This is a genomic window from Halospina denitrificans (genome assembly GCF_004364635.1).
In the GTDB taxonomy this organism is placed as follows: domain Bacteria; phylum Pseudomonadota; class Gammaproteobacteria; order Pseudomonadales; family Oleiphilaceae; genus Halospina; species Halospina denitrificans.
This window is the reverse complement of record NZ_SOAX01000001.1, coordinates 1-20,975: the sequence shown is the minus strand read 5'-3', so window position 1 is coordinate 20,975 and position 20,975 is coordinate 1. Positions and strand designations below refer to the sequence as shown.

Below are 20,975 nucleotides of genomic sequence, written 5' to 3'. Positions count from 1 at the left end.
GTGGGTCATGAGTCAGGGAACCATCCAGCTTGGTGAGTTGGAACATGCAGTGCTTGAGGATCTCTGGGACCGGGGGGCTGACCACGCCAAGGGGGTGCATGGCCGGCTCGGTGTTCAGCGGGGTATCACCCATAATACCGTCCAGTCGACACTGGAACGTCTGTACCGCAAGTCACTCCTGACCCGAACCAAAGAGCGTCACGCCTACGTTTACCGCCCGGCGATGAGCCGCGAAGCCTTCCTGGCCCGATTGATTGATCAGGTCACCCACCCGTTGGCTGAGAATCTGCCGGAGGAATCCCTGCTGAGCGCTTTCGTCGACTTTGCCGCCGAGCGGGATGAGCGGGGTCTGGACCGCCTGCAGGCGCTGATTGAGCGCAAGCGCCGGGCTGACTCAACCGGTCGGGACCTGGAGTAGACCATGGCGTCATTGATGCTGGTGTTTCTCAAGGTTGTGCTGGTCGGGGCGGTGGCCACCGCGCTGTTGGCGCCGCTGCTGGGCAAGGCCCTGATGCCGGTCATCCGTCGGCTGCCCCCGCCACGGCGCGCGGCTGTCCTGCTGGCCGCCTGTTGGCTGCCACTGCTGGGCGGTGTCCTGCTCGCCGCCGTGGTAGCCGGACCCTCGATTGCCTCCCTGTTTGGCCTCTATGACGGCCACTGCCCGGCCGGTGCCGGGGCGAGTCATCACCATTGCGTGCTGCACCCGGGCACGGAGCTGGAACTGCCCTGGGCTTCACTCTGGCTGGGTCTCATTGGCGGCGGCCTGGCGATGCTGCTGGCGCGCAATGTTCTGACACTCTCGCGCGAGTACCGCTCCTATCAGTCGCTGGTGCGAATGGCGCGTGGCGGCAGTGGTGGTGAGGGAGCCCTGATGCTGCCCACGGAACGCCCTTTTGCCGGCGTTCTGGGGCTCCTTCATCCACGCATGGTGCTTTCGAACGGCCTGGTTAATCTGTTGAGCGCTTCCCAGAGGCGCGTGGTCGAAGCGCATGAGTCGGCCCACTGCGCGCGCCGCGATCCCCTGCTGCTTCTGCTGGCCCGGTTCGGCGCACTGCTGCATCTGCCGGCGGTGCGCCGCGTGTTGTTGCAAGAGTTCCTGTTGGCCACAGAGCAGACAGCGGACGAGCGTGCCGCCATCGTGGTGGGTGATCGACTGATGGTTGCGGAAACCATTCTTGCGGTGGCCCGTGCCAACCCATACCGGGTTGGCGATCTGGCATTTACGGGGGGCCTGATCGACGAGCGGGTGGAAGCACTGGTTTCCGTTTCGCCTGCGTTTCGCCCCCGTGGCGTGCTGCTTTCCGGTGTCCTCGTCCTGCTGTTGGTTGCCGTGATGGCCTCACCGGCGGCTCACCATGCACTGGAATCCTTTCTGAGTTCTTTCCTGGGATAAATCGATGCACAAGCGCAATCCAACACAACTACGGCTGAAAAAACCGATTACGGCTCGGTTTTTGGGCGGGTGGATCGTCCTGCTGGCCGGTTTTGCCGTGACCCAGTCCGGGCTAGCGGAGCCCCGCCTGACGCTGGACCAGGCCCTGGAGAAAGCGGCCAGTTATCAACCCCTGAGCCGCGAGCTGGCGGCCCGCGTGGAAGGCGCCGAGGCACGGAAGGAGCAGGCCGGCCGCTGGGCCAACCCAACGTTTGAGGTCAGTCAGGAAAGCGTTGATGCCGGGGGCGCCACGACCACGGAACGGATCTATTCGCTCTCTCAACAATTTGATTTTTCCGGTCAGAAGGGGCTTGAAGCGCGCGCCGCCCAGGTCGAGGCCGCCGGCATTCGTTACGGCAATGACTGGCGCCGCCTGGGGCATCGCGGTCTGGTGCGCAGCCGGTTCTACGCGACACTGCTGGAACAGCGGCGCGTCAAGGCCCTGCGTGACGCGCTCGAGCGTATGGAAGAGGTTGTCGCCATGGTGAAAGAACGCCGTCAGGCGGACGATATTTCCGGCTACGACCAGAGCCGGGTCGAACGTGAACGGGCGGGGCTCAGGGCCCGGCTGGATCAAGCGAACGCCGCGTTGCAATACAGGCGCGAATCGCTTCATGTCTTGCTGGGTACCAATGAAGAGCACAGCGGCCAACGTCTGGCGGGTGAACTCCAGCCCGACGTATCGGCGCCTCTCCAGACCTATATGGATCGGCTCGACCAGCGTCCTGACCTGAAGCGGCTTGAGGCCAGCGCAGAGTCATCCGAGTTGGCTCAGCGGGCTGCAAGCCGCGCCTGGGTTCCCGATCCGACGGTTGGCGTTGGATTGAACCGTGTCGAACAGCCTGGTGCTGACGGCGGGGGGCTGCTGCTCAGCGTCAGCCTCCCTCTTCCTGTATTCAACCAGGGACAGGCGGAGGCTGCTGAGGCCGCGGCGCGGGGTAACGAGGCGGAGGCCCGCCGCCTGCGGCAGTTGCAGGAGGCCCGCGCCAGGGTGCGCGGACTCTGGCGCAAGACCCGGTCCCTCATCCAGAGCATCGAGACCTTTCGGAGTGAGGCCCTGGCGCGATCCCGGGAACTGACCGAGTTCGCCGAATCCAGTTACAGCGCTGGTGAGATCGGCATCCTGGAATTGCTCGATGCCTACAGCGGTCACCTCGATGCGCGCCTGCGGGCGCTTGAGATGGCGCACGAAGCCCGTGTTGCTGCCATTGAGCTCCATCAGTCCAGCGGGGGCTGGGAGCGTTGAACGCACGCCATCCCCCTGAACCCAGAACCCTTTGATTATTCAGTCCATAAAGGAGAACCACGATGAGAGCCATCATCCGATCCACCCTGTTCCTCTTCTGCCTTTGCGCAGGCCTGGCTGTTGCCGGTACCGGCCACGACCACGACGGGGAGCATGACCACTCCCATGATTCTGATGAACCGGAGACCGAGGCATTCTACGGTGATGAGGACTCCGACAAGAGCAAGGCGGAGCAAAAGGACGAGCATCATCAGGGCTCTGATGGCGATGACAGCAAGCACGATGAGGCCCATGAAGGCGCGGAAGACAAAGACGAAGACCATAGCCACGGTGACGGGAACGGCCATGACGGGGAGCACGGCCATGATCACTGACTGGCGCTCCGCGTTCAGTGTCCTGGCCGTGTGTGTTGCGGTCATGGTTCTGGCCGGGTGTGGGGATCATTCCGATGACCATGGCCACGACCATGGCGACGCCGGTCACGGGGAAGAGGCCCATGAGCCGGACTCCGAGGGCAGGCCCTCGGCGGTGGTCACCCGCTATAACGACGATACCGAATTGTTTCTCGAGTATCCGGCTCTGGTCGCAGGGGAGGGATCGCGCTTTGCGGTCCACCTGAGCCGCCTTGAGCAATATGATCCGGTCACGGAGGGCGAACTCACCGTAACGCTGGAAAAGAACGGTGAGGTTGTTGCCGGGTTCCGTGTTTCCCGGCCCACCCGTGATGGGCTCTATACACCCACCATCGAGCCCCGGGACGCGGGCACCTTCGACCTGAAGATTGCCTGGAAGAACGATGAGCGCAGCAGTGAGCACATTATTCCGGACGTCCGTGTCTACGCGGACCCTGAGTCGGTGCCGGAGCAACTGGGCGACTCGCCGGAGGGCGAAATCCAGTTCACCAAGGAACAACAGTGGCGGGTGCCATTCCATACCACGACCGTGGGTGAACGCCGGCTGCGCGAGTCCGTTCCCGCAACGGGGTACCTCAGGGCCCTGCCCGGCCGGGACCGCCGGGTCCATGCGCCTGTTCCGGGCCGGGTTCAGCCACCCGAGGATGGCTGGCCGGAGCCTGGTCAGCGGGTTGAGGCCGATACGGTCGTTGCGCGACTGGTTCCCCGGCTCGGTGTGGGCACCGATGTGGGCAGCCTGCGACTGGCCGTTGAGGAAGCTGAAGGACAGGTGCGCCTTGCCCGGCGCGAACGGCGTCGCCTGGAGGGGCTCTTTGAGAAGGAGGCGATTCCGCAGCGGCGCGTGATTGAGGCGCGGGTTGAAGCGCGGGTTGCCGAGGCAGGGTTGAAAGCCGCGCGACAGCGACTTGAGGCCTATCAGCAGGGCGATGAACCCGTTGAGGCGGCAGCAATGGTCCCGGTCATGGCCGGGACTGCCGGGACCGTGGCCGAGGTGATGACGGGTCCCGGCAGCTACCTGGACGAGGGTGAACCCATGCTGCGGGTCGTTGACCGCCAGCGGCTGCGCCTTGAGGCGCGCGTTTCCGAGTCGGAGGCGCTGGAGCAGCCCGCCGGAGCCTGGTACACGCCGGCGGGCAGTGATCAGCGCTTCACGGTAGACCCGGACAACGGTGCCCGTCTTGTATCAGCGGGCGAGCTGATTGATGCGTCGAGCCGGACCCGGTCCGTCATCTTTGAGCTGTCGAACGAGGCTAATCACCGGGTAGGAACCGCTGCCAAAGTTCGTGTGTGGAACGGTGACAGCAAGCGTGCCCTGGCGGTGCCGGTTTCCGCTGTTCAGCGTGAATCCGGCGAGACCGTGGTGTACCTCGCCAACGGCGGCGAAACCTTCGAGCGCCGTGTGGTCAACCTCGGCATCCGCGCCGGTGACTACGTGGCGGTTCGCCGGGGGCTTGAAGACGGTGACCGGGTGGTCGTCGACGGCAGCTACCTCGTCCGGCTCGCGGCCAGTGGCGGCGGCGATGCGGGGCATGGGCATACCCACTGACCCCGGGACCAAAAAGGAAAATCAATGATTGCTCAAACCATCCAATGGTCGCTCCGCTTCCGCCTGTTCGTGATCGTGGGCGCCGCCATTCTGTTCGGATGGGGCGTTTACGAGTCCATGCGCAGCCCGGTGGACGTGTTTCCGGAGTTGACCTCGCCCTCGGTCACCGTCGTCACCGAGGCGCATAACATGGCGCCCGAGGAGGTGGAGCGCCTGGTCACCTATCCGGTGGAGACCGCCCTGAACGGCTCGAACGGCGTACGCCGTCTGCGTTCCTCGACTGGTGTCGGGATTTCCGTGGTGACCGTGGAGTTCGACTGGGGGGCCGATATCTATCGGGCGCGACAGGTGGTTTCGGAGAAACTGCAGTCGGTGCGCGATGATCTGCCGCCGGGCGCGGGGGAGCCGACGCTGGCTCCGGTGACCTCGGTGATGGGCGAGGTGATGTTCCTGGCGGTGACCGGAGATGCCGACCCCATGACCCTGCGCACGGCCGCCGACTCGCAGGTCCGGCGGCGGCTTCAGGCGGTGCCCGGCGTGGCTGAGATCATCACCATCGGTGGCGATATCAAGCAGTATGAAGTCAGGGTCCAGCCCGAGCGATTGGCGGCTCACGATATTGCGGTCAATGAGGTGGCCGATGCGGTTCGCTCGACCAACAGGAACGTCTCGGCCGGGTTCTACGTGGATAACGGGCGTGAGCTGCTCATCCATGGTAGTGGGCGTGTGAGCGGCGTTGAGGAGATCGGCAATACCGTCATCCAGAAGCGGGACGGGCAGCCGATCAAGGTCCGTGATGTGGCCGAGGTGAGCGTGGGACCGGCGCCAGTTCGGGGCACCGGTTCACGCAACGGGGAAGACGCTGCGATTCTGGGCGTCAAGAAACAACCCGGCGAAAATACCCTCGCGTTGACCCAGCGTCTTGACCGGGAAATTGACAGTCTGCGTGAAGAGTTGCCGGACGGCGTCACGCTCAGGACGGATCTTTTCCGCCAGGCGGACTTCATCGACACCGCCGTGGACAACCTTCTGGAAGCGCTGCGTGACGGGGGCATCCTGGTGGTTGCCATCGTTATGCTCTTCCTGGTGAGCCTGCGCGCCAGCGCACTCAGCCTTCTGGCCATCCCCCTGTCATTGATCGCGGCTGTACTGGCGCTGCGGGCGCTCGGCGGAACGCTCAACACCATGACCCTGGGCGGGCTCGCCATCGCCATCGGCGTCGTGGTGGACGACGCCATCATCGTCGTGGAGAACATCGTTCGAAGGCTTCGGGGCAATGCGGCCCTTCCGGAACACGAGCGCCTACCACCGGAGAAGATTGTCGGGCCGGCGACCGTGGAGATCCAGGGGTCCATCGTCTTCGCCACCTTCATTATTATGCTGGTGTTCACACCCCTGTTCTTCCTGCCCGGCATCGAGGGCAGGCTTATGGGGCCTCTGGGCTTTGCCTACATCGTGGCGCTGGGCGCCAGCCTTCTGGTAGCGATCACGGTGACGCCGGCGCTGGCGAGCCTCATCCTTCCGAACTCGCGCACGGTCCGCGAGGCGAAGGAACCACGCCTGGTGGAGCGGACCAAGGAGGTCTTCGCGCCGATCCTGGACGCGACCCTCCACCGCTGGAAGCTGGTTGCCGGCGTGGCCGTTCTGGGGCTGGCGGGGGCCTCGCTGGCGCTGAGTCTGGCGGGCCAGTCCTTTCTGCCCGAATTCAACGAAGGCTCGCTGACGGTGAGCGCGGTCACGAAGCCCGGCACCGCCCTGGAGGAATCCGACCGGCTGGGAGGCATGGTTGAGGACATCCTGCTTTCGCATCCCGAAGTCACCTCCACGGCACGCCGGACTGGGCGCGCAGAGCAGGATCCCCATGCCCAGGCGGTTTATGCCAGCGAGATCGACGTGTCCCTGGATATGGGGGATCGTTCCAAATCGGCGCTGCTCAAGGAGCTGCGTGAGGAGCTGTCTGCCGTGCCCGGAACCAACATCGTCATCGGTCAGCCGTTGTCACACCGCATTGATCATATGCTTTCGGGAACCCGGGCGAACCTTGCCGTTAAGTTGTTTGGTCCCGAGCTGGATCAACTGCGGCGGCTGTCGAAGGACGTTGAGGGTGCGATGGAAAGTGTGCTTGGTATCGTGGATCTGACACGTCAGCCCCGCGCGCAGATTCCGTTCCTGAGCGTCGACTTCAAGCGCGATGCCATTGCCCGCCACGGGCTGCGTGTTGAGCAGGTGGCTGAGGCTATGCGCACGGCGTTCACCGGAGAGACCGTTTCCCGGGTGATGGAAGGCGAGACGGCCTTTGATCTGGTCGTGCGGTTGCCACCCGATGCCAAGCGCGACAGCAAGGCCATTGGTGAGCTTTCGGTTGCGACGCCGGACGGGGCGAGGGTTCCGCTCCATGCCCTGGCGGACATTCGCGAGACGCGCGGGCCCAACACCATCATGCGCGAAGATGTGGAGCGCAAGATGATCGTGAGCGCGAACGTCGATGACCCGGACCTTGTAGGCGTTGTCCGTGACGCCCAGCAGCGGGTGTCGGACGAGGTCACGCTGCCCAAAGGTTATCGCGTCGAATACGGGGGGCAGTTCGAGGCCGCCCAGGAGGCCTCAACGGCCCTGTTCTGGCTGGCCCTGGCCGTTCTGGCCGGCATCTTCCTGTTGCTGTACGTCGCCTTCAATTCGGTGCGTGATGCGGTACTTGTGATGATCAATCTGCCGCTGGCGCTGATTGGTGGCGTCGCCGGTCTGTTTGTTGCCGGCGGGATCCTGTCCATCGCCACCATGATCGGGTTCATCGCGCTGCTGGGAATCGCGACACGTAACGGGGTCATGCTTGTGAGCCACATTCACACCCTGCGCGAGCAGGAAGGCGAAAGCGCGGTTGGTGCGGTACGGCGAGGCACGCTGGAGCGGCTGATCCCGATTCTGATGACGGCACTTTCCGCCGGTCTGGGGCTGGTGCCGCTGGCCATGGGTGCTGGTGAGCCGGGCAGTGAGATCCAGGCGCCGATGGCCATGGTGATCCTGTTCGGGCTGCTGTCGTCCACGGTGCTGAATATGGTGGTTCTGCCGGCGCTGTACCTGCGTTTTGGCAGTGCGACACGAGTGAACCGGGATACGGGGTCAGTCGGCTGAAGCCAAGGCGAGTCCGTCAGCTGTTGCTGGAGGGCTCGCCTGGCGCGAAGGCTTCAATCCGTCAGGATCTCAACTTTTTCGACGAACTTTTCCCCGTAGCGGCGGACCTGCTCCACATCGCGGGCCTCCGAGCCGAGGTGAACCCGCTCAAGGTCTTCAGCCATGATTTCGGCTTCCTCACGAATCCTTGCCATTGCTTTCTCCAGCGTGTAGGTGAGTCTGTGGATCTCACCCATTTCCGACCCGCTCAGATCGTCTTCCTCTAGAAGCTCTTCCATCCGTTCACTGGCTTCTTCAAGGTTTTCAACCGCCTCTTCCAGGGTTTCCGAGTCTTTGCCCTCGAAGTGTTGCGGCTGATCCTCGGCGCTCACACTGAGTGCCCCGAAAAGCAGTGATAGTAAACACGCATATCGGATCGTGACGTTCATGGAATGTTCCTTCTAGTCTTTTGCGCGTGGCGTAAATGCCATATTAATATTAGTATATTCTAATACAGAATAACATCAATCAGCCGATTGGAGAGGGTGCTGGTATTATAGAGCACCTTGCAGAATAGTCGCATTCAATGCACCAGATTTCATTGCCCAGTCGAGGCGACTCAAGAAGGCCTGCGCCTGTTGCCGGGCTAGCCTCGGGGCGGCTGTTTCAGTGGCAACAGGCTGCTTTTGACCGCATCCAGGGTGCTGTCGATTTCGGGGCTTTTCTGCAGGTAGACGCCGGTAGCCAGGGTATCCAGCATCACCAGGTGGGCCAGGCGCGAGTTCATGGGCGTGAAGGTTTCGTTGTCCTCGTTGATCTCCACCGGGATGGGGATGTCGCAGAGTTCGAACAGCGGGGTGTTGCTCGGGCAGATCGCGATCACACTCGCCCCCTGCATCTGGGCATAGGTGCCGCTTTCCAGCAGGCTCTTGGTGCGGCCGCTGTGGGAGATGGCGACAACGGCATCCTCCCGCCCCAGGGTGGCGGCCGCCATGTGCTGCATGTCCGGGTCCGAATAGGCGCTGGTGGAGACATCCAGGCGGAAGAACTTCTGCTGGGCGTCCCGCGCGACAATGCCCGAGGCCCCGAAACCCCAGAACTCGATGTGGCGCGCCTGGCTGAGCTTGCCGATGGCGCGCTGCACCGCCTCCCAGTCCATGGCATCGCGCACTTGGGCGAGGCAGTCGCGGGTGTTGTTGATGAGCTTGTGGCCCAGGGCCTCCGGGTCGTCGGTCACATCCACCGCGAAGGGCACCAGTGCCTCCTGGCGCACCAGCTGCTGGGCCAGCGCCAGCTTGAAGCCCTGGAAGCCGTCCTGGTCCAGCGACCGGCAGAAGCGCACGATGGTGGGCTCGCTCACATTGGCTTCCGTGGCCAGATCCACGATCCGCATGTGGATGACTTCCTGCGGGTTCTGCAGGACGAACTCCGCCACCTTCTGCTCGGACTTGCGCAGTTCATGGCGGTGGTTGCGGAGGTGTTGCAGGATCTGTGGCTGTTTCACGGTCGTTGGCCCCGGGGCTGCGTGATCCCACCATGATAGCCGCCGGGTGAGGGATGCGGCAAAAAAGGCTGTATGGATACGCAGTAGCGCCGTCCCCTGTTATACTGCCTTTCGCTTTCAGACACCGGAATAGAAGGTCACGCGGCATGGATGTTTCCCCCATCCTCGATCCCCTCAACGACGCCCAGCGCGAGGCCGTCACCGCGCCGGACAGCCATGTGCTGGTGCTCGCCGGGGCCGGCAGTGGCAAGACGCGGGTGCTGGTGCACCGCATCGCCTGGCTGATCCAGGTGGAGCAGGTGCCCGCCTCCAGCATCCTGGCCGTGACCTTTACCAATAAGGCCGCCCGGGAGATGCGCGGGCGCATCGAGCAGATGCTCAACATCTCCACCCGCGGCATGTGGGTGGGCACCTTCCATGGTCTGGCACACCGGCTGCTGCGTGCCCACTACAGCGATGCCGGCCTGCCCGAGAACTTCCAGGTGCTGGACGCGGACGACCAGCTGCGGCTGATCAAGCGCGTGATGCGCGAACTCCAGCTCGACGAGAGCCGCTGGCCGCCGAAGCAGGTGCAGTGGTTCATCAACTCCAGCAAGGACGAAGGCCTGCGCCCGGACTACATCGAGGACCATGGGGACGTGTTCACCACCACCATGATCAACCTCTACCGGGAGTACCAGAAACAGTGCAAACGCAGTGGGCTGGTGGACTTCGGCGAGCTGCTGCTGCGCTCCCACGAGCTGTGGCTGGAAAAGCCCGAGCTGCGCAGCCACTACCAGCGCCGCTTCCGCCACATGCTGGTGGACGAGTTCCAGGACACCAACGCTGTGCAGTACGCTTGGCTGCGCGTACTCAGCGGTGACCAGGTACCGATGACCATCGTGGGTGACGACGACCAGTCCATCTACGGCTGGCGTGGCGCTCGTATCGAGAACATCCAGCAGTTCCAGCAGGATTTCGGCAGCAGCCGGCTGGTGCGCCTCGAGCAGAACTACCGCTCCACCCAGACGATCCTCTCCGCCGCCAACGCGGTGATCGAGAACAACCAGGGCCGCCTGGGCAAGGAGCTGTGGACCGACGGCGAAACCGGCGAGCCCATCGACCTCTATTCCGCCTTCAACGAGCTGGATGAGGCCAACTACATCGCCGACACCATCAGCGCCTGGGCCCAGCAGGGCAATGCGCGCTCCGAATGCGCCATCCTCTACCGCTCCAATGCGCAGTCCCGGGTGCTGGAGGAGTCCCTGCTGCGCCAGGACATTCCCTACCGCGTCTACGGCGGCCTGCGCTTCTACGACCGCCAGGAAATCCGCAACGCCCTGGCCTACATGCGCCTGGTCAACTACCGCCACGACGACGCGGCCTTTGAGCGGGTGGTGAACCTGCCCACCCGGGGCGTGGGTGCCAAGGCACTGGAGACCGTGCGCGAGGCCGCCCGGCGTGAAGGTGTCTCTCTCTGGCAGGCCACCGTGAACCTGCTCCACCACGAACTGCTCAAGGGCAAGGCCCGCACCGGCCTGCAGAGCTTCGTGGACCTGATTGAACAGATCGCCGACAACCACGAGAACCTTCCCCTGCACACCCTGGCCGAACGCGCCGTCCGCGACACCGGCCTGCGCGATTACCACGCCCGTGAAAAGGGCGAGAAGGGCCAGGCCCGGGTGGAGAACCTGGACGAACTGGTGGGTGCCACCCGCGAGTTCCGGGTGGAGGACGACCAGAACCCACTGAGCGAGTTCGTGGCCCGCGCGGCCATGGACGCGGGTGAATCCCAGGCCGAGGCGGACGAGGACAGCGTCCAGCTGATGACCCTGCATTCCGCCAAGGGCCTGGAATTCCCCATGGTCTTCCTCGTCGGCATGGAAGAGGGCCTATTCCCCCACAGCATGTCCGCCGAGGAGCCCGGCCGCATGGAAGAGGAGCGTCGCCTCGCCTACGTGGGCATGACCCGCGCCATGCAGAAACTGGTGATGACCTTTGCCGAGTCCCGCAAGCTCTACGGCCAGGAACGCTTCAATGCGCCCTCGCGCTTCATCCGCGAAATCCCCGACGAACACCTGCGCGAAGTGCGCCTGCGCAACACCGTCTCCCGCCCGGCCATGTTCAGCAGTGCCGGCTCCGCCGCCACCAGCAGCGATGCGGACACCGGCTTCCAACTCGGCCAGAGGGTGATCCACCCCAAGTTCGGGGAAGGGGTGGTGATGAATGCCGAGGGCGCGGGCGCCCACGCTAGGGTGCAGGTGAACTTCTCCGATGGGGCTAAGTGGCTGGTGCTGGCTTACGCGCCGCTGGAGCGGGCGTAATAGCGAGTCCCCCTTCAACAAATCCCCGCGCGGTTGAGGGGCTTGCGACCGCCTCCTTGGCAACCACCGCGAATCTGCTTTACTTGAAGCCAAAGGCAAGGCAGTTTCGATGACAGCAGGCACAGGAGTCCGCTAATGGAGACGGAGATCAAGGGGGGTAAGGCGTTCTCGTACCTGAACGTGAATCTGGCGCCCGGCGAGACCATCATCGCTGAATCCGGCGCCATGTCGAGTATGGCGCCGGATGTGGAGTTGAGGGCGAAGACCAACGGAGGCTTCTGGCGGGCACTTCTGCGTAAGCTCTTCGGGGGCGAGTCGTTCTTTATCAGTCATTACACCAACCAGTCCGGCGGCTCGCGCCGGATAACCTTTGTGCAGTCAACCCCGGGCCAGATGCAGTATCTGGACCTTGAACAGAACGACCGGTTCTGCCTGCAGCCGGGGGCGTTAATCGCCTCCAGCGAGGGCGTGAAGCTGGGGCTTAGGTGGGCAGGCTTCATTTCCTGGCTGGCCAGGGAGGGACTGTTCAAGCTGGTGGTCAGTGGCAAGGGCCGCGTCTGGTACGGCGCCTGTGGTGCCCTGGTGGAGAAAATGATCGACGGCGAGTATATCGTTGATACCAGCCACCTGGTGGCCTACTCCCCGTCACTCAGACTCAGGATGCGGCGTTCCGGCGGTGAAGGAGGCGTTACACGGGTTGTGGGCAAGGGCAAGCTGGTCGTCCAGACGCGCTCCGTTCGCAGCATCAGTGAGTGGGTGAACCCGAATTTGCCGCCTGGCGGCGCAATTGGCAGTGCTGAGCGATCAGCAAACAGCGAGCAAGGGTGATTATGCAGATCCAATTTGTTCATCAGCCCGGTGCAACCGCTGCAAAGGTGGAGCTCGGTGAGGGCGAGGCGTGCACCGCCGAGGCGGGTGCCATGATTGCCATGACAGGCAACATGAAGGTTGCCACAACAACCCGCAGGAGGGATCAGAGTGGCTTGCGGAAAGCGGCCAGGCGAATGCTCAGCGGTGAAAGTCTGTTCCTGAACCACTTCGAGCCCTCCGAAGGTGGCGGTGACCTCTGGCTGGGCAGCGCTCTGGTGGGCGACATGATGGAGTTCGAGCTGGACGATGAGAGTCTGCTGGTTCAGGGCGGCTCATTTGTGGCCTGTGGACAGGGTGTTGGGGTGGATCTTGGCTGGCAGGGGGCCAGGACCCTTCTCTCTGGCGAAAACATGTTCTGGGTACGTCTCAGTGGCGCTGGCAAGGTGATCGTCAATGCGTTTGGCGCCATCTACCCCATAGAGGTGGAGGGCGAGTATGTTGTGGACACGAGGCATATTGTGGCGTTTGACGACAGCCTGGATTTCCGGATAGGCAGGGCCAGCAAGAGCTGGTGGCATTCCTTTCTCGGCGGGGAAGGGCTTGTGTGCCGTTTCCGGGGCAAGGGCAGGGTCTGGTGCCAGTCCCACAATCCGGAAAGCTTCGGTGCTGCACTGGGGCCGCATCTGCGCGAGCGCCGTGTCCAACGGCAAGGAGACTCACCATGAGTGAAACGCGCTACCAGATCGTTATCACTGGTGACATCAATACCGATCAGCCCCGTGAACAGGTGCTTGCAACCTTTGGCAAGCGTTTCAGGTTATCGGACGATAAAGTACGTGCGGTCTTCGACAAAGCGCCGATGACCATCAAGAAGGGTCTGGATTCGGCCGGTGCCGAGAGGTATCAGAAGGCGCTGCAGGCTATTTGGGTGGATTGCCGCGTCGAGGTCATGTCGAGTGGCGGTGGCAAGCCCTCGGAAAAGCCGACCCAGTCCGGCCTGGCGTTTGAGATTGAAGGAAGGCCGGATTACAGCTTCGCAACGGTCCAGTTGCCAGCCGGCCAGACCCTGAACGTCGAAGCTTCCGCGATGGCAACCATGGATACCAACATCCACATGAAGACAAATGCTGGTGGTGGCCTCAAGCGCTGGGCCTCCGGCGAATCGCTTTTCATCAATGAGTTCACCGCCGAAGGCGGACCCGGAGAGATCGGCATTGCACCGGGTGCACCAGGGGACATGGTTCATCGTTATCTGCGGGGTGAAACGGTCTTCCTGCAGAATTCTGCCTATGTTGCCTCGACGCCGGAGGTTGAGGTCGATACCCAATGGCAGGGGCTGGCCAAGGGGTTTTTCTCCAGTGAGAGCCTCCTCCTGGTCAAGTGCAGCGGGACCGGCGATCTCTGGTTCAACAGCTACGGCGGACTCATTGAGGTTGACGTGAGCGATGAGTATGTCGTGGATACAGGCTATATCGCTGCGTTTGAGGACACGCTGGATTACCGGATCAGCACGCTAAGCGGTTACAAGTCCCAGCTGTTCTCGGGGGAAGGTTTCGTCTGCCGGTTTTCCGGACAGGGGAAGCTGTGGATTCAGACCCGGCGCGTGGATGCCTTTGCGTCCTGGCTTCGTCCATTCCGCCCGGTGAAGAAATCCAAAGGCTGAGCCGCTCCCAGACGGCCGGTCAGGCGCCCGAGTAAACCGGGTGCCTTGCGCGCGCGCTGTTTCCTGATGGTTTCAATGGCCTTGCTGCAGGCATCATAGCCTTTTTCGAACAGTGCTCCGCTCTGGTGGGCATCGGTTCGGTCGTAATCGGCAAGATCCAGTGACAGCACGTAATCCGCCTCCGCCAACTGGGTCTGGGTGTGACTGTCGATGGCGATGTCGAAGGCGGTTACCAGGGCATCGAACATCCCGCCCGGCTCACGCCGCCGCCGGCTGCCGTTAAGATCAATCCCCATCACAAAGTCCACACCCCAGCGTTTCAGGGGCGAGAGCGGCACGTTCTCAACCAGCCCCCCATCCACCAGCAACTGGTCATCGCGCTCGATTGGGCTGTACAGCCCCGGCACGCAGGCGCTGATCATGGCTGCCGTGGCAACGTCCCCCTCGTCCAGTATGACTTTCGTTCGCGAGGCAAGGTCCGTGGCAATAAACGCCATGGGATAGGGCGATTCGGAAAAATGCCGGTTACCAATGTGATGGCGCACGAAATCACCCATGGCCGAATTGTTCATGATCCCGTATTTCGACCACCCGAAACTGGACAGGTGCCACCAGTCCAGCTCCGAACAGGCATCCCGGATGGCTTCCGGCGCATGCCCGAAGGCATAGAGCGAGGCCATGATGGCCCCAATGCTGGTGCCCGTAAGGTGCGTGGGGCGCAGTCCATGTTCTTCCAGTGCTTTCAGCGCACCCAGGTGGGCGATGCCGAAAACAGCACCACCGCCCAGGGCAAGCCCGAAGGTGGGTTCACGGTTGACGAACGGCGATTCAAAACGGGCCATGGGAGCGGTTCTTGATCCGGTTGCGTGGAAAACAGTGCCCATATTGTCCGGAAAGGGTTGGCGTTATGCCACTGGAATTGATGTAAAGCTTTGTGACAGCACGAGCCTGAGTGCCTGGATGGAATGTCGTCACAGCCCAGTCCTGGCAGGTTGCGCCGGGTTTTGGGCCCAACTACGCTCACTAAACGGTGACTAAAGTCCGCCGGGCGGTAGCGTGCCCGAACAAAGCCACTCAGCCCAGCGGACTCGAAACCCCGGCAAAGCCCTGGCCAAGCACATGCGTGTAGATCTGGGTTGTGCGTATGTCCGAATGGCCCAATAGTTCCTGAACCGTGCGGATATCGCTACCCCGCCTGAGCAACTCCGTAGCAAAGGTGTGTCTCAAGGTGTGACAACCCGCTGCCTTGCCGATGCCAGACCGTTTGACCGCGGCTTTTACCGCTTTCTGGACACTGCTGGTGTGGATGTGGTGACGAACAATGTTGCCGGATTCATCGGGAACGCAGTCATGGGATGGGAACAGCCATTGCCATTCCAGTGACTGCCCGGCGTTGGGGTATTTTCTGGCGAGGGCAAAGGGAAGGCTTACAGGAACCCAGTAATCAGGATTGGCCATTTTCCACTCCGCCTGGATCCGTCCCATATGGTTCTTTAGTTTTTCCAGAAGAGGGCCGGGGAGTAACGTTGTCCGGTCCTTGCCACCTTTACCGTCACGGACCGTGATGATACTCCGGGAGAAGTCCACGTCCTTGATTCGAAGGCGCGTCGATTCAACAACGCGCAGCCCCGCCCCGTACATCAGCGAGGCCATCAGATCGTAGGGAGACGACAGCTCCGCGATAAGCCGCATGGCTTCATCATGGGTGAGAACCACCGGGAGTCGAGGAGGCCTCTTTGCTCGGGTGGTGCCGCTGATATCACCAACGGGAATACCCAGGACTTTATCGTAGAGAAAGACAATAGCGTTCAGTGCCTGATTCTGGGTGGCGGCTGCTACGTTGCGTTCAACCGCCAGCCAGGTAAGGAACTCCTGAATCTCCTTCGGGCCCATTTCCTGGGGATGACGAACCCCGTGGAAGCGTATATAGAAGCGAATCCAGTACCAGTAGGACTGTTCGGTGCGAATGCTGTATCGGTTAAGCCGGATCACCCGGCGGACCTGGTCGCGTAGTTTGAGGTTGGTGCTTCCCGTTGATGCCATGGCGCCTCCTTGCCTAATACTGGTCAAGTATACAGTATTATTGAAAGAGCAAAAGCGAGAAGTCAAACGATTACACAGCACGATCCAGGATTCTGCGCTAAGGTGCTATTTGTTAACGGGTTTGCGTCAGAATCTCCGATAGAAGAAACTGGCGCTATACCGACGTCACGAATATCGATAATAAAGAGTTCTAACCATTACCTGTTAAATTTGTAGATCACACCCACATGGTGAACCTTGGAAGCGCAAGAAAAGGATAAAGGGGTGCGTTGTCTCAGCTGCGGTGGTGACACCAATTGGGTGCTCCCGCTGGATTTTGAGAACATCGCTATTTTCTTACTGCGCTTCATCCTGTTCTTGGGTGGTGTTGGTGTTTTATTTCTGCAAGTAAGCGCAGGGGTTTCCCTCCTAGGTGGATTCTTTCTTATTGGCGCTCTGGGCTTGTCGGGAAAGCTCCATAAGACACGGCTACTTTGTAAAAGCTGTGGGGCCTCAGTCACTGACCGTAAATTACAGTGGACCCATTGCCGACCTTCATTTGGTCCTATCAAGAGCATCCCATGCCTGCGTCGCAATAATGTTCCGGTGGCTCGCGGAGTTTTGGCCAGACTCATGCCCAGTGGTCTTATGACCAAATTCAGAATCTTTTATCACCGGATAATGGCTGACGCTAATGAGGAGCACAGCGAGGCCAGAGCCATCCGTCACCTAAAGGAGTTGGAGGTGTTGGGTAGCGAGCAGGGCTTGATCGAGCTTGGTGCCCGATATTCGGATGGGAAAGGGGTAAAAGAAGACCATGAGAAGGCTTATCGATACTTTGAGAAAGCTGCCAGTAAGAATGGCAAGTTGAGAATGTACGCAGAATACAATCTTGGGACTATGCACTTGGAAGGTCTTTTTGTGCCTCAGGACAGCGCCAAAGCTGGAGAGTTCTTTGAGAAGGCTGCTCAAAAAGGGTATCCACCCGCTCAGTATAACTGTGGATTAGCGTTGATTGATGGGTGGATGGGTTACGAGGATTATGAAGCAGGTGTTCAGTGGATGGAGAAAGCAGCTGCTGGAGGAATAACCGAGGCTCAAGAGGCCTTGGAGCGACTTGAAAAATTTAACCAGTAGATGAAAACCGACCGGTACTGCGTTCCACGCAGAACCGGCGGTTTATCTTGGCGTTAGTGGGCTGTGGCTCCGGGCCTTTCGTTGGCCGTGTGCCAAGGGCCTTGGCGGAAGGTTGTCAGAAAGCCGGAAATGTCGTTGCTCGGCCAAGGCCGTCAGCATCGGAGAGGGAGTTGGTAGCTCAGCTGAGTTCGGCCTGGTTAGAGAAGTGGGTGCCACAGTCGTGGGGCTGTTCGGCGCAAGCCAGTTGCAGATCGGTTACCTTTGAGTTCAGGTTCGTTCACCGCAACGCTGGCGGTGGTTTCAATCACGGAGCATCGGCGGTAGCCGGTGCAGGGGCAACGGAGTGGGCGGTTGTTGTTTATTGGCGGGGAGCGTGCTCCCGTAGGGCCTGCCACTAACAAGTCGGTCAACCGGACGCCAAAAGCGTGCCGCTTTTGGTCCCCTACGCTGTCGCTCCGGCGCCGGTTACCTCTGCGTTAACTGTCTTATCTATGAAAGTCGTAACCTGGAACTGTAATGGCGCACTCAGACGAAAGCTTGCAGAAGCAGATAGCTTGCGAGCTGATGTCTTGGTGGTTCAGGAATGTGAAGATCCTGCGCTGTCGACCCCCGAATATAGAGAGTGGGCCGGTTCTTACCTGTGGGTGGGCGAGTCAAAAAGTCGCGGCATCGGCATTTTTCCGCGAAACGGTCATCGAGTCGAAAAGTTAAATTGGAGTGGCAGCTTTTCCGTCCCTGGGCTTTTCAGCAAAAGTGAAACACTGAATTGGAGCACGGAGGATCTCAGGCTTTTTCTCCCTTTCACTATCAATAGAGATTTCACCGTGCTGGCCGTCTGGACGAAGGGGCGCAATGAAGAAGCATTTGGCTACATGGGGCAATTCTGGAAGTACCTTCAGATTCACCGTGACGATCTTAGCGGGCCAAAGACAGTCATTCTCGGTGATTTTAATAGCAATGTGCGCTGGGATAAGCCGGACCGCTGGTGGAATCACTCGGACGTAGTTGCCGAGCTTAGTGAGATGGGTTTCAAGAGCCAGTATCATCGAGTCTTCGAGGAAGAACAGGGCAATGAGACCAGCCCGACATTTTTCTTGCAGCGGAACCGCGAGAAGGCCTATCACATTGACTACGTTTTCACCTCGTCAGACGTTGCAGAAGAATGTAATTTGCAGGTCGGTCAACACGACGAGTGGATTTCAATAAGTGACCACGTACCGCTGACGTTGAGCATCAACAGTTAACAATCGGCTGCACAGCGACCGATTTTCCGCCGCTTCGCGGCTCCAAACCGGCGCGTGAGCCGGGCGTTAGCAGCTGTACCTACCCCTCCATGATCTTGCCTAATGAGTAAAAAAGGGATAATTTATACTCATGGAAGAATTCGAGTTCGACGACGAAAAGAGCAGGGCCAATCTTTTGAAGCACGGCATTGGCTTCGAGGCGGCGCAAGAGCTCTGGCAAGACCCCGATCTTTTGGAAATTCAGGCTAAAACAGAAGGCGAACTGCGCTTTCTTATCATTGGCCGGATCGGAGCAAAGCATTGGTCTGCTGTCGTTACCTATAGAGAAGGTCGAATCCGCCTGATCTCTGTCAGGCGGGCTCGCAAGAGAGAGGTAGAGCTGTATGAATGCTGAAGAGTTCGAGGAAAAGTTTGATGCGGATAAGGAAGATGTCGTTGACGATCTGGACCTTTCGACAGCACGCCGGGTGAACCAGGAACAGAAGCGTATCAATGTTGATTTTCCGTCCTGGGTTGTTGAGGCGTTGGATCGTGAAGCAGCCCGAATAGGCGTCACAAGACAGTCGATTATCAAGGTCTGGTTGGTTGAGCGCCTGGAAGCTGATGCTGCTAACAAGGCGCTTAGCGGTGACGCCGCAAGCGGCGCACGTTAGCTCTGCGTTGGGCGCAACTGACCCACCCGAAATCAGGGGTGCGAAAAGGGAGAAATGTCACCAATGGCCGAGGAACATAGCCCTATTGGAGGACTGCACGTCTTTTCTACGGGTACCGGGAGCATCCACACGGAACATCGATATGGAACCAGACTCCCGCAGATGTGGTGGGTCCTGTTCTCGCGCAACTGGGTCGAAGTGCCAATCAACGTCTTTGTGCTCGAGCATCCCGAAGGTTTGATTTTATTCGATGCCGGGCTGGATACAGCCGTGCTGACGAACCCGACGTATGTGGATAGCCGTATCGGGCGATTTTTTATGCGCAGGCTGTTTCGGCTCACGATGCGAGCAGAGGAGACGCTAACAAACAAGCTTGCTGGTTTGGGGTTCGATGTCGCTGATGTCCGCAAGGTCGTCGTCTCGCACTTGCACTTTGATCATGTCGGAGGCATTGCAGAGGTGCCGCAGGCAGATCTTCTTGTCAGTCGTAACGAGTGGGCTCAACTGTCTGGGCCTCACCCGGAGAGAGACTTTATCTTCGGGGAGCATGTGCAGCGTCCCGGCGCCCGGTGGCAGGTGGTGGATTTCGAGCACACTGATGATCCTCTTCTGGCACCGTTTGGAGGCTGTCATGACGTCATGAATGACGGCTCGCTGATCCTGCTGCCTACGCCTGGGCATACGCCGGGGTCGATTTCCATGTTGGCAAGAATCAAGGGCAGAGCACCAGTGCTGCTGATCGGTGACCTGGCATACGAAGCGGAGTTGCTGATGAAGGATCAACTACCTGGTACGGGAAACAAGGCTCAACTGCTTGACTCGTATGAAAAGGTACGTGAGCTCAAGCGGCATTTACCGGAGCTCGTTATCTTACCGTCGCACGACATCGCGGCTCAGGAGTACTTGTCGTCCAATCCCGCCCAACAAGGTGCTCCAGCCGACCACTCAACCGCTGCGCGGTTCAGCGTCGGCTGAGCGTCAACGTTAGGCGTAAGGAAACCAGATGGAAGATCTTGCTTGTACATGGACTCCCCAAGTAATTGTCGAGATTATCAACGCTCTCGCTTGGCCGGTAGTTGTGCTGTTAATCGCGCTGAGATTTCGATCCAGCATCGCAGATTCTGTCCGCAACTTTCTGTCTAGGAATTCGGTTTCAGAGGTATCTGCAACGACCACTGGTATTTCGGCAAAGTTCGTGGCCGCCAAGCAGTCATCTGAAACCAAAGAGTCGATGGGAACCAGCTCAGCCGCACTACCTGAAAGCATGACTATTGAAGCCATTAGAGATAGGCATTCAAAAGCAGTTACGGAGCTGAGTGAGGAAATTTACGAAGGGGTCTTAACACATTTGCAGGCACTTGACCTCTCAAGCGAGGAGGAACGGGAGATTCTCGCCAAAGAAATATCTCTGCTTCAGAGCGCAATTCAGTTTTCAGATATAAATAAAGTATTGTTTAGGTCTCAATTTAATTTGTTCTCAATCATGTCCGAAAATAACAACTACATATCAAGGGAAGGTCTGCAGAAACATTTCGATGAGATCAAAAAATTCGTAGGTGATGGCTTTGAAGGCTGGGATTGGGTTAAGTATGTTTCGTATCCCGTCAGCACTGGCTTGTTAGTGGATGAATGCGGTGGTTATACCCTATCTAAATTAGGTCGGTCGTACCTCAATTTCATGAGTCGGAACCCACAACTCATAGATGACTTGGCAAAGCTGTGATGTGGAGTTTGAATTATAAAGCGCCTAACAAGTCGCGCCACGCGGACGCACTAAAGTGCGCCGGTGCGCATTGGCGTTGAGACTGTAGAAAAACCCCCGATTTGATAGGCTGGCACCGAGCAACAAGGAGCCGTTCGCATGCCCCGATTCAAGCCCTACAACTACGAC

At 60.0% G+C, this 20,975-nt stretch carries 20 protein-coding genes; 16 read left to right on the top strand and 4 right to left on the bottom strand.

Going from position 1 to position 20,975, the window contains the following annotated elements; genetic code table 11:
* The first annotated feature begins 7 nt into the window (after positions 1-7).
* The 6 genes from DES49_RS00095 (at position 8) to DES49_RS00075 (ending at position 7,769) form a co-directional block, all read left to right on the top strand.
* Entirely contained in the window at positions 8-418 is a 411-nt protein-coding gene (locus DES49_RS00095; protein ID WP_133734359.1) for a BlaI/MecI/CopY family transcriptional regulator, read from the top strand.
* 3 nt (positions 419-421) lie between these two features.
* Entirely contained in the window at positions 422-1,393 is a 972-nt protein-coding gene (locus DES49_RS00090; RefSeq protein ID WP_133734358.1) for a M56 family metallopeptidase, read from the top strand.
* 4 nt (positions 1,394-1,397) lie between these two features.
* Positions 1,398-2,678 (top strand): TolC family protein, encoded by a 1,281-nt coding sequence (locus DES49_RS00085; protein ID WP_133734357.1) that lies wholly within the window; start codon positions 1,398-1,400, stop codon positions 2,676-2,678.
* 62 nt (positions 2,679-2,740) lie between these two features.
* On the top strand, positions 2,741-3,052 hold the full coding sequence (locus tag DES49_RS15435) for a hypothetical protein (protein ID WP_166645940.1): 312 nt from the start codon (positions 2,741-2,743) through the stop codon (positions 3,050-3,052).
* Positions 3,042-4,637 carry an efflux RND transporter periplasmic adaptor subunit gene (locus tag DES49_RS00080; RefSeq protein ID WP_166645939.1) on the top strand — a complete coding sequence of 532 codons (1,596 nt, stop codon included), beginning with the start codon at positions 3,042-3,044 and terminating at the stop codon, positions 4,635-4,637. The genes DES49_RS15435 and DES49_RS00080 overlap by 11 nt, the downstream gene beginning before the upstream one ends.
* 24 nt (positions 4,638-4,661) lie before the next feature.
* Positions 4,662-7,769, top strand: coding sequence for an efflux RND transporter permease subunit (locus DES49_RS00075; protein ID WP_133734355.1), 3,108 nt, complete (start codon positions 4,662-4,664; stop codon positions 7,767-7,769).
* Between the two features lie 53 nt (positions 7,770-7,822).
* On the opposite strand, the gene DES49_RS00070 is transcribed toward DES49_RS00075, so the two are convergent.
* A complete protein-coding gene (locus DES49_RS00070) occupies positions 7,823-8,197 on the bottom strand; it encodes a DUF6746 family protein (RefSeq protein ID WP_133734354.1) in 375 nt (124 codons plus the stop codon).
* A 197-nt stretch (positions 8,198-8,394) separates the two neighbouring features.
* On the bottom strand, positions 8,395-9,252 hold the full coding sequence (locus DES49_RS00065; RefSeq protein WP_243864773.1) for an SIS domain-containing protein: 858 nt from the start codon (positions 9,250-9,252) through the stop codon (positions 8,395-8,397).
* A gap of 146 nt (positions 9,253-9,398) precedes the next feature.
* On the opposite strand from DES49_RS00065, the gene uvrD reads away from it, so the two are divergent.
* The 4 genes from uvrD to DES49_RS00045 all read left to right on the top strand — a co-directional run bounded on the left by uvrD (position 9,399) and on the right by DES49_RS00045 (position 14,028).
* On the top strand, positions 9,399-11,555 hold the full coding sequence (gene uvrD, locus DES49_RS00060; RefSeq protein ID WP_133734353.1) for a DNA helicase II: 2,157 nt from the start codon (positions 9,399-9,401) through the stop codon (positions 11,553-11,555).
* A 135-nt stretch (positions 11,556-11,690) separates the two neighbouring features.
* A complete protein-coding gene (locus DES49_RS00055; RefSeq protein ID WP_133734352.1) occupies positions 11,691-12,383 on the top strand; it encodes a TIGR00266 family protein in 693 nt (230 codons plus the stop codon).
* A 2-nt stretch (positions 12,384-12,385) separates the two neighbouring features.
* Positions 12,386-13,090, top strand: coding sequence for a TIGR00266 family protein (locus DES49_RS00050; RefSeq protein WP_133734351.1), 705 nt, complete (start codon positions 12,386-12,388; stop codon positions 13,088-13,090).
* Complete coding sequence (locus DES49_RS00045) at positions 13,087-14,028, top strand: TIGR00266 family protein (RefSeq protein ID WP_133734350.1); 942 nt, start codon at positions 13,087-13,089, stop codon at positions 14,026-14,028. Before DES49_RS00050 ends, DES49_RS00045 begins: the two co-directional genes overlap by 4 nt.
* Here DES49_RS00045 and DES49_RS00040 read toward each other — a convergent pair.
* The gene (locus DES49_RS00040; protein ID WP_166645938.1) at positions 13,956-14,870 is read right to left on the bottom strand and encodes a patatin-like phospholipase family protein; all 915 of its coding nucleotides are present in this window, start codon (positions 14,868-14,870) and stop codon (positions 13,956-13,958) included. The genes DES49_RS00045 and DES49_RS00040 overlap by 73 nt on opposite strands.
* Positions 14,871-15,102: 232 nt before the next feature.
* Entirely contained in the window at positions 15,103-16,071 is a 969-nt protein-coding gene (locus DES49_RS00035; RefSeq protein WP_133734348.1) for an integron integrase, read from the bottom strand.
* Between the two features lie 237 nt (positions 16,072-16,308).
* On the opposite strand from DES49_RS00035, the gene DES49_RS00030 reads away from it, so the two are divergent.
* From DES49_RS00030 to DES49_RS00005, 6 genes are all read left to right on the top strand, one after another.
* A complete protein-coding gene (locus DES49_RS00030) occupies positions 16,309-17,187 on the top strand; it encodes a tetratricopeptide repeat protein (protein WP_133734347.1) in 879 nt (292 codons plus the stop codon).
* Between the two features lie 491 nt (positions 17,188-17,678).
* The gene (locus tag DES49_RS00025; protein WP_133734346.1) at positions 17,679-18,431 is read left to right on the top strand and encodes an endonuclease/exonuclease/phosphatase family protein; all 753 of its coding nucleotides are present in this window, start codon (positions 17,679-17,681) and stop codon (positions 18,429-18,431) included.
* Between the two features lie 130 nt (positions 18,432-18,561).
* Positions 18,562-18,825 carry a BrnT family toxin gene (locus tag DES49_RS00020; RefSeq protein ID WP_133734345.1) on the top strand — a complete coding sequence of 88 codons (264 nt, stop codon included), beginning with the start codon at positions 18,562-18,564 and terminating at the stop codon, positions 18,823-18,825.
* Positions 18,815-19,084, top strand: a complete 270-nt coding sequence (brnA, locus tag DES49_RS00015) for a type II toxin-antitoxin system BrnA family antitoxin (RefSeq protein ID WP_133734344.1) — start codon at positions 18,815-18,817, stop codon at positions 19,082-19,084. The genes DES49_RS00020 and brnA overlap by 11 nt, the downstream gene beginning before the upstream one ends.
* A 63-nt stretch (positions 19,085-19,147) precedes the next feature.
* Positions 19,148-20,059 (top strand): N-acyl homoserine lactonase family protein, encoded by a 912-nt coding sequence (locus DES49_RS00010; protein ID WP_166645937.1) that lies wholly within the window; start codon positions 19,148-19,150, stop codon positions 20,057-20,059.
* A gap of 28 nt (positions 20,060-20,087) precedes the next feature.
* On the top strand, positions 20,088-20,807 hold the full coding sequence (locus DES49_RS00005) for a hypothetical protein (RefSeq protein WP_133734342.1): 720 nt from the start codon (positions 20,088-20,090) through the stop codon (positions 20,805-20,807).
* Positions 20,808-20,975: the final 168 nt, after the last annotated feature.

What these genes read in the sequence shown, in the direction of transcription:
- DES49_RS00095 (WP_133734359.1), top strand. Translation starts at nt 8, where the DNA reads ATGAGTCAGGGAACCATCCAGCTTGGTGAGTTGGAACATGCAGTGCTT.
- DES49_RS00090 (WP_133734358.1), top strand. Translation starts at nt 422, where the DNA reads ATGGCGTCATTGATGCTGGTGTTTCTCAAGGTTGTGCTGGTCGGGGCG.
- DES49_RS00085 (WP_133734357.1), top strand. Translation starts at nt 1,398, where the DNA reads ATGCACAAGCGCAATCCAACACAACTACGGCTGAAAAAACCGATTACG.
- DES49_RS15435 (WP_166645940.1), top strand. Translation starts at nt 2,741, where the DNA reads ATGAGAGCCATCATCCGATCCACCCTGTTCCTCTTCTGCCTTTGCGCA.
- DES49_RS00080 (WP_166645939.1), top strand. Translation starts at nt 3,042, where the DNA reads ATGATCACTGACTGGCGCTCCGCGTTCAGTGTCCTGGCCGTGTGTGTT.
- DES49_RS00075 (WP_133734355.1), top strand. Translation starts at nt 4,662, where the DNA reads ATGATTGCTCAAACCATCCAATGGTCGCTCCGCTTCCGCCTGTTCGTG.
- DES49_RS00070 (WP_133734354.1), bottom strand. Translation starts at nt 8,197, where the DNA reads ATGAACGTCACGATCCGATATGCGTGTTTACTATCACTGCTTTTCGGG.
- uvrD (WP_133734353.1), top strand. Translation starts at nt 9,399, where the DNA reads ATGGATGTTTCCCCCATCCTCGATCCCCTCAACGACGCCCAGCGCGAG.
- DES49_RS00055 (WP_133734352.1), top strand. Translation starts at nt 11,691, where the DNA reads ATGGAGACGGAGATCAAGGGGGGTAAGGCGTTCTCGTACCTGAACGTG.
- DES49_RS00050 (WP_133734351.1), top strand. Translation starts at nt 12,386, where the DNA reads ATGCAGATCCAATTTGTTCATCAGCCCGGTGCAACCGCTGCAAAGGTG.
- DES49_RS00045 (WP_133734350.1), top strand. Translation starts at nt 13,087, where the DNA reads ATGAGTGAAACGCGCTACCAGATCGTTATCACTGGTGACATCAATACC.
- DES49_RS00040 (WP_166645938.1), bottom strand. Translation starts at nt 14,870, where the DNA reads ATGGCCCGTTTTGAATCGCCGTTCGTCAACCGTGAACCCACCTTCGGG.
- DES49_RS00035 (WP_133734348.1), bottom strand. Translation starts at nt 16,071, where the DNA reads ATGGCATCAACGGGAAGCACCAACCTCAAACTACGCGACCAGGTCCGC.
- DES49_RS00025 (WP_133734346.1), top strand. Translation starts at nt 17,679, where the DNA reads ATGAAAGTCGTAACCTGGAACTGTAATGGCGCACTCAGACGAAAGCTT.
- DES49_RS00020 (WP_133734345.1), top strand. Translation starts at nt 18,562, where the DNA reads ATGGAAGAATTCGAGTTCGACGACGAAAAGAGCAGGGCCAATCTTTTG.
- brnA (WP_133734344.1), top strand. Translation starts at nt 18,815, where the DNA reads ATGAATGCTGAAGAGTTCGAGGAAAAGTTTGATGCGGATAAGGAAGAT.
- DES49_RS00010 (WP_166645937.1), top strand. Translation starts at nt 19,148, where the DNA reads ATGGCCGAGGAACATAGCCCTATTGGAGGACTGCACGTCTTTTCTACG.
- DES49_RS00005 (WP_133734342.1), top strand. Translation starts at nt 20,088, where the DNA reads ATGGAAGATCTTGCTTGTACATGGACTCCCCAAGTAATTGTCGAGATT.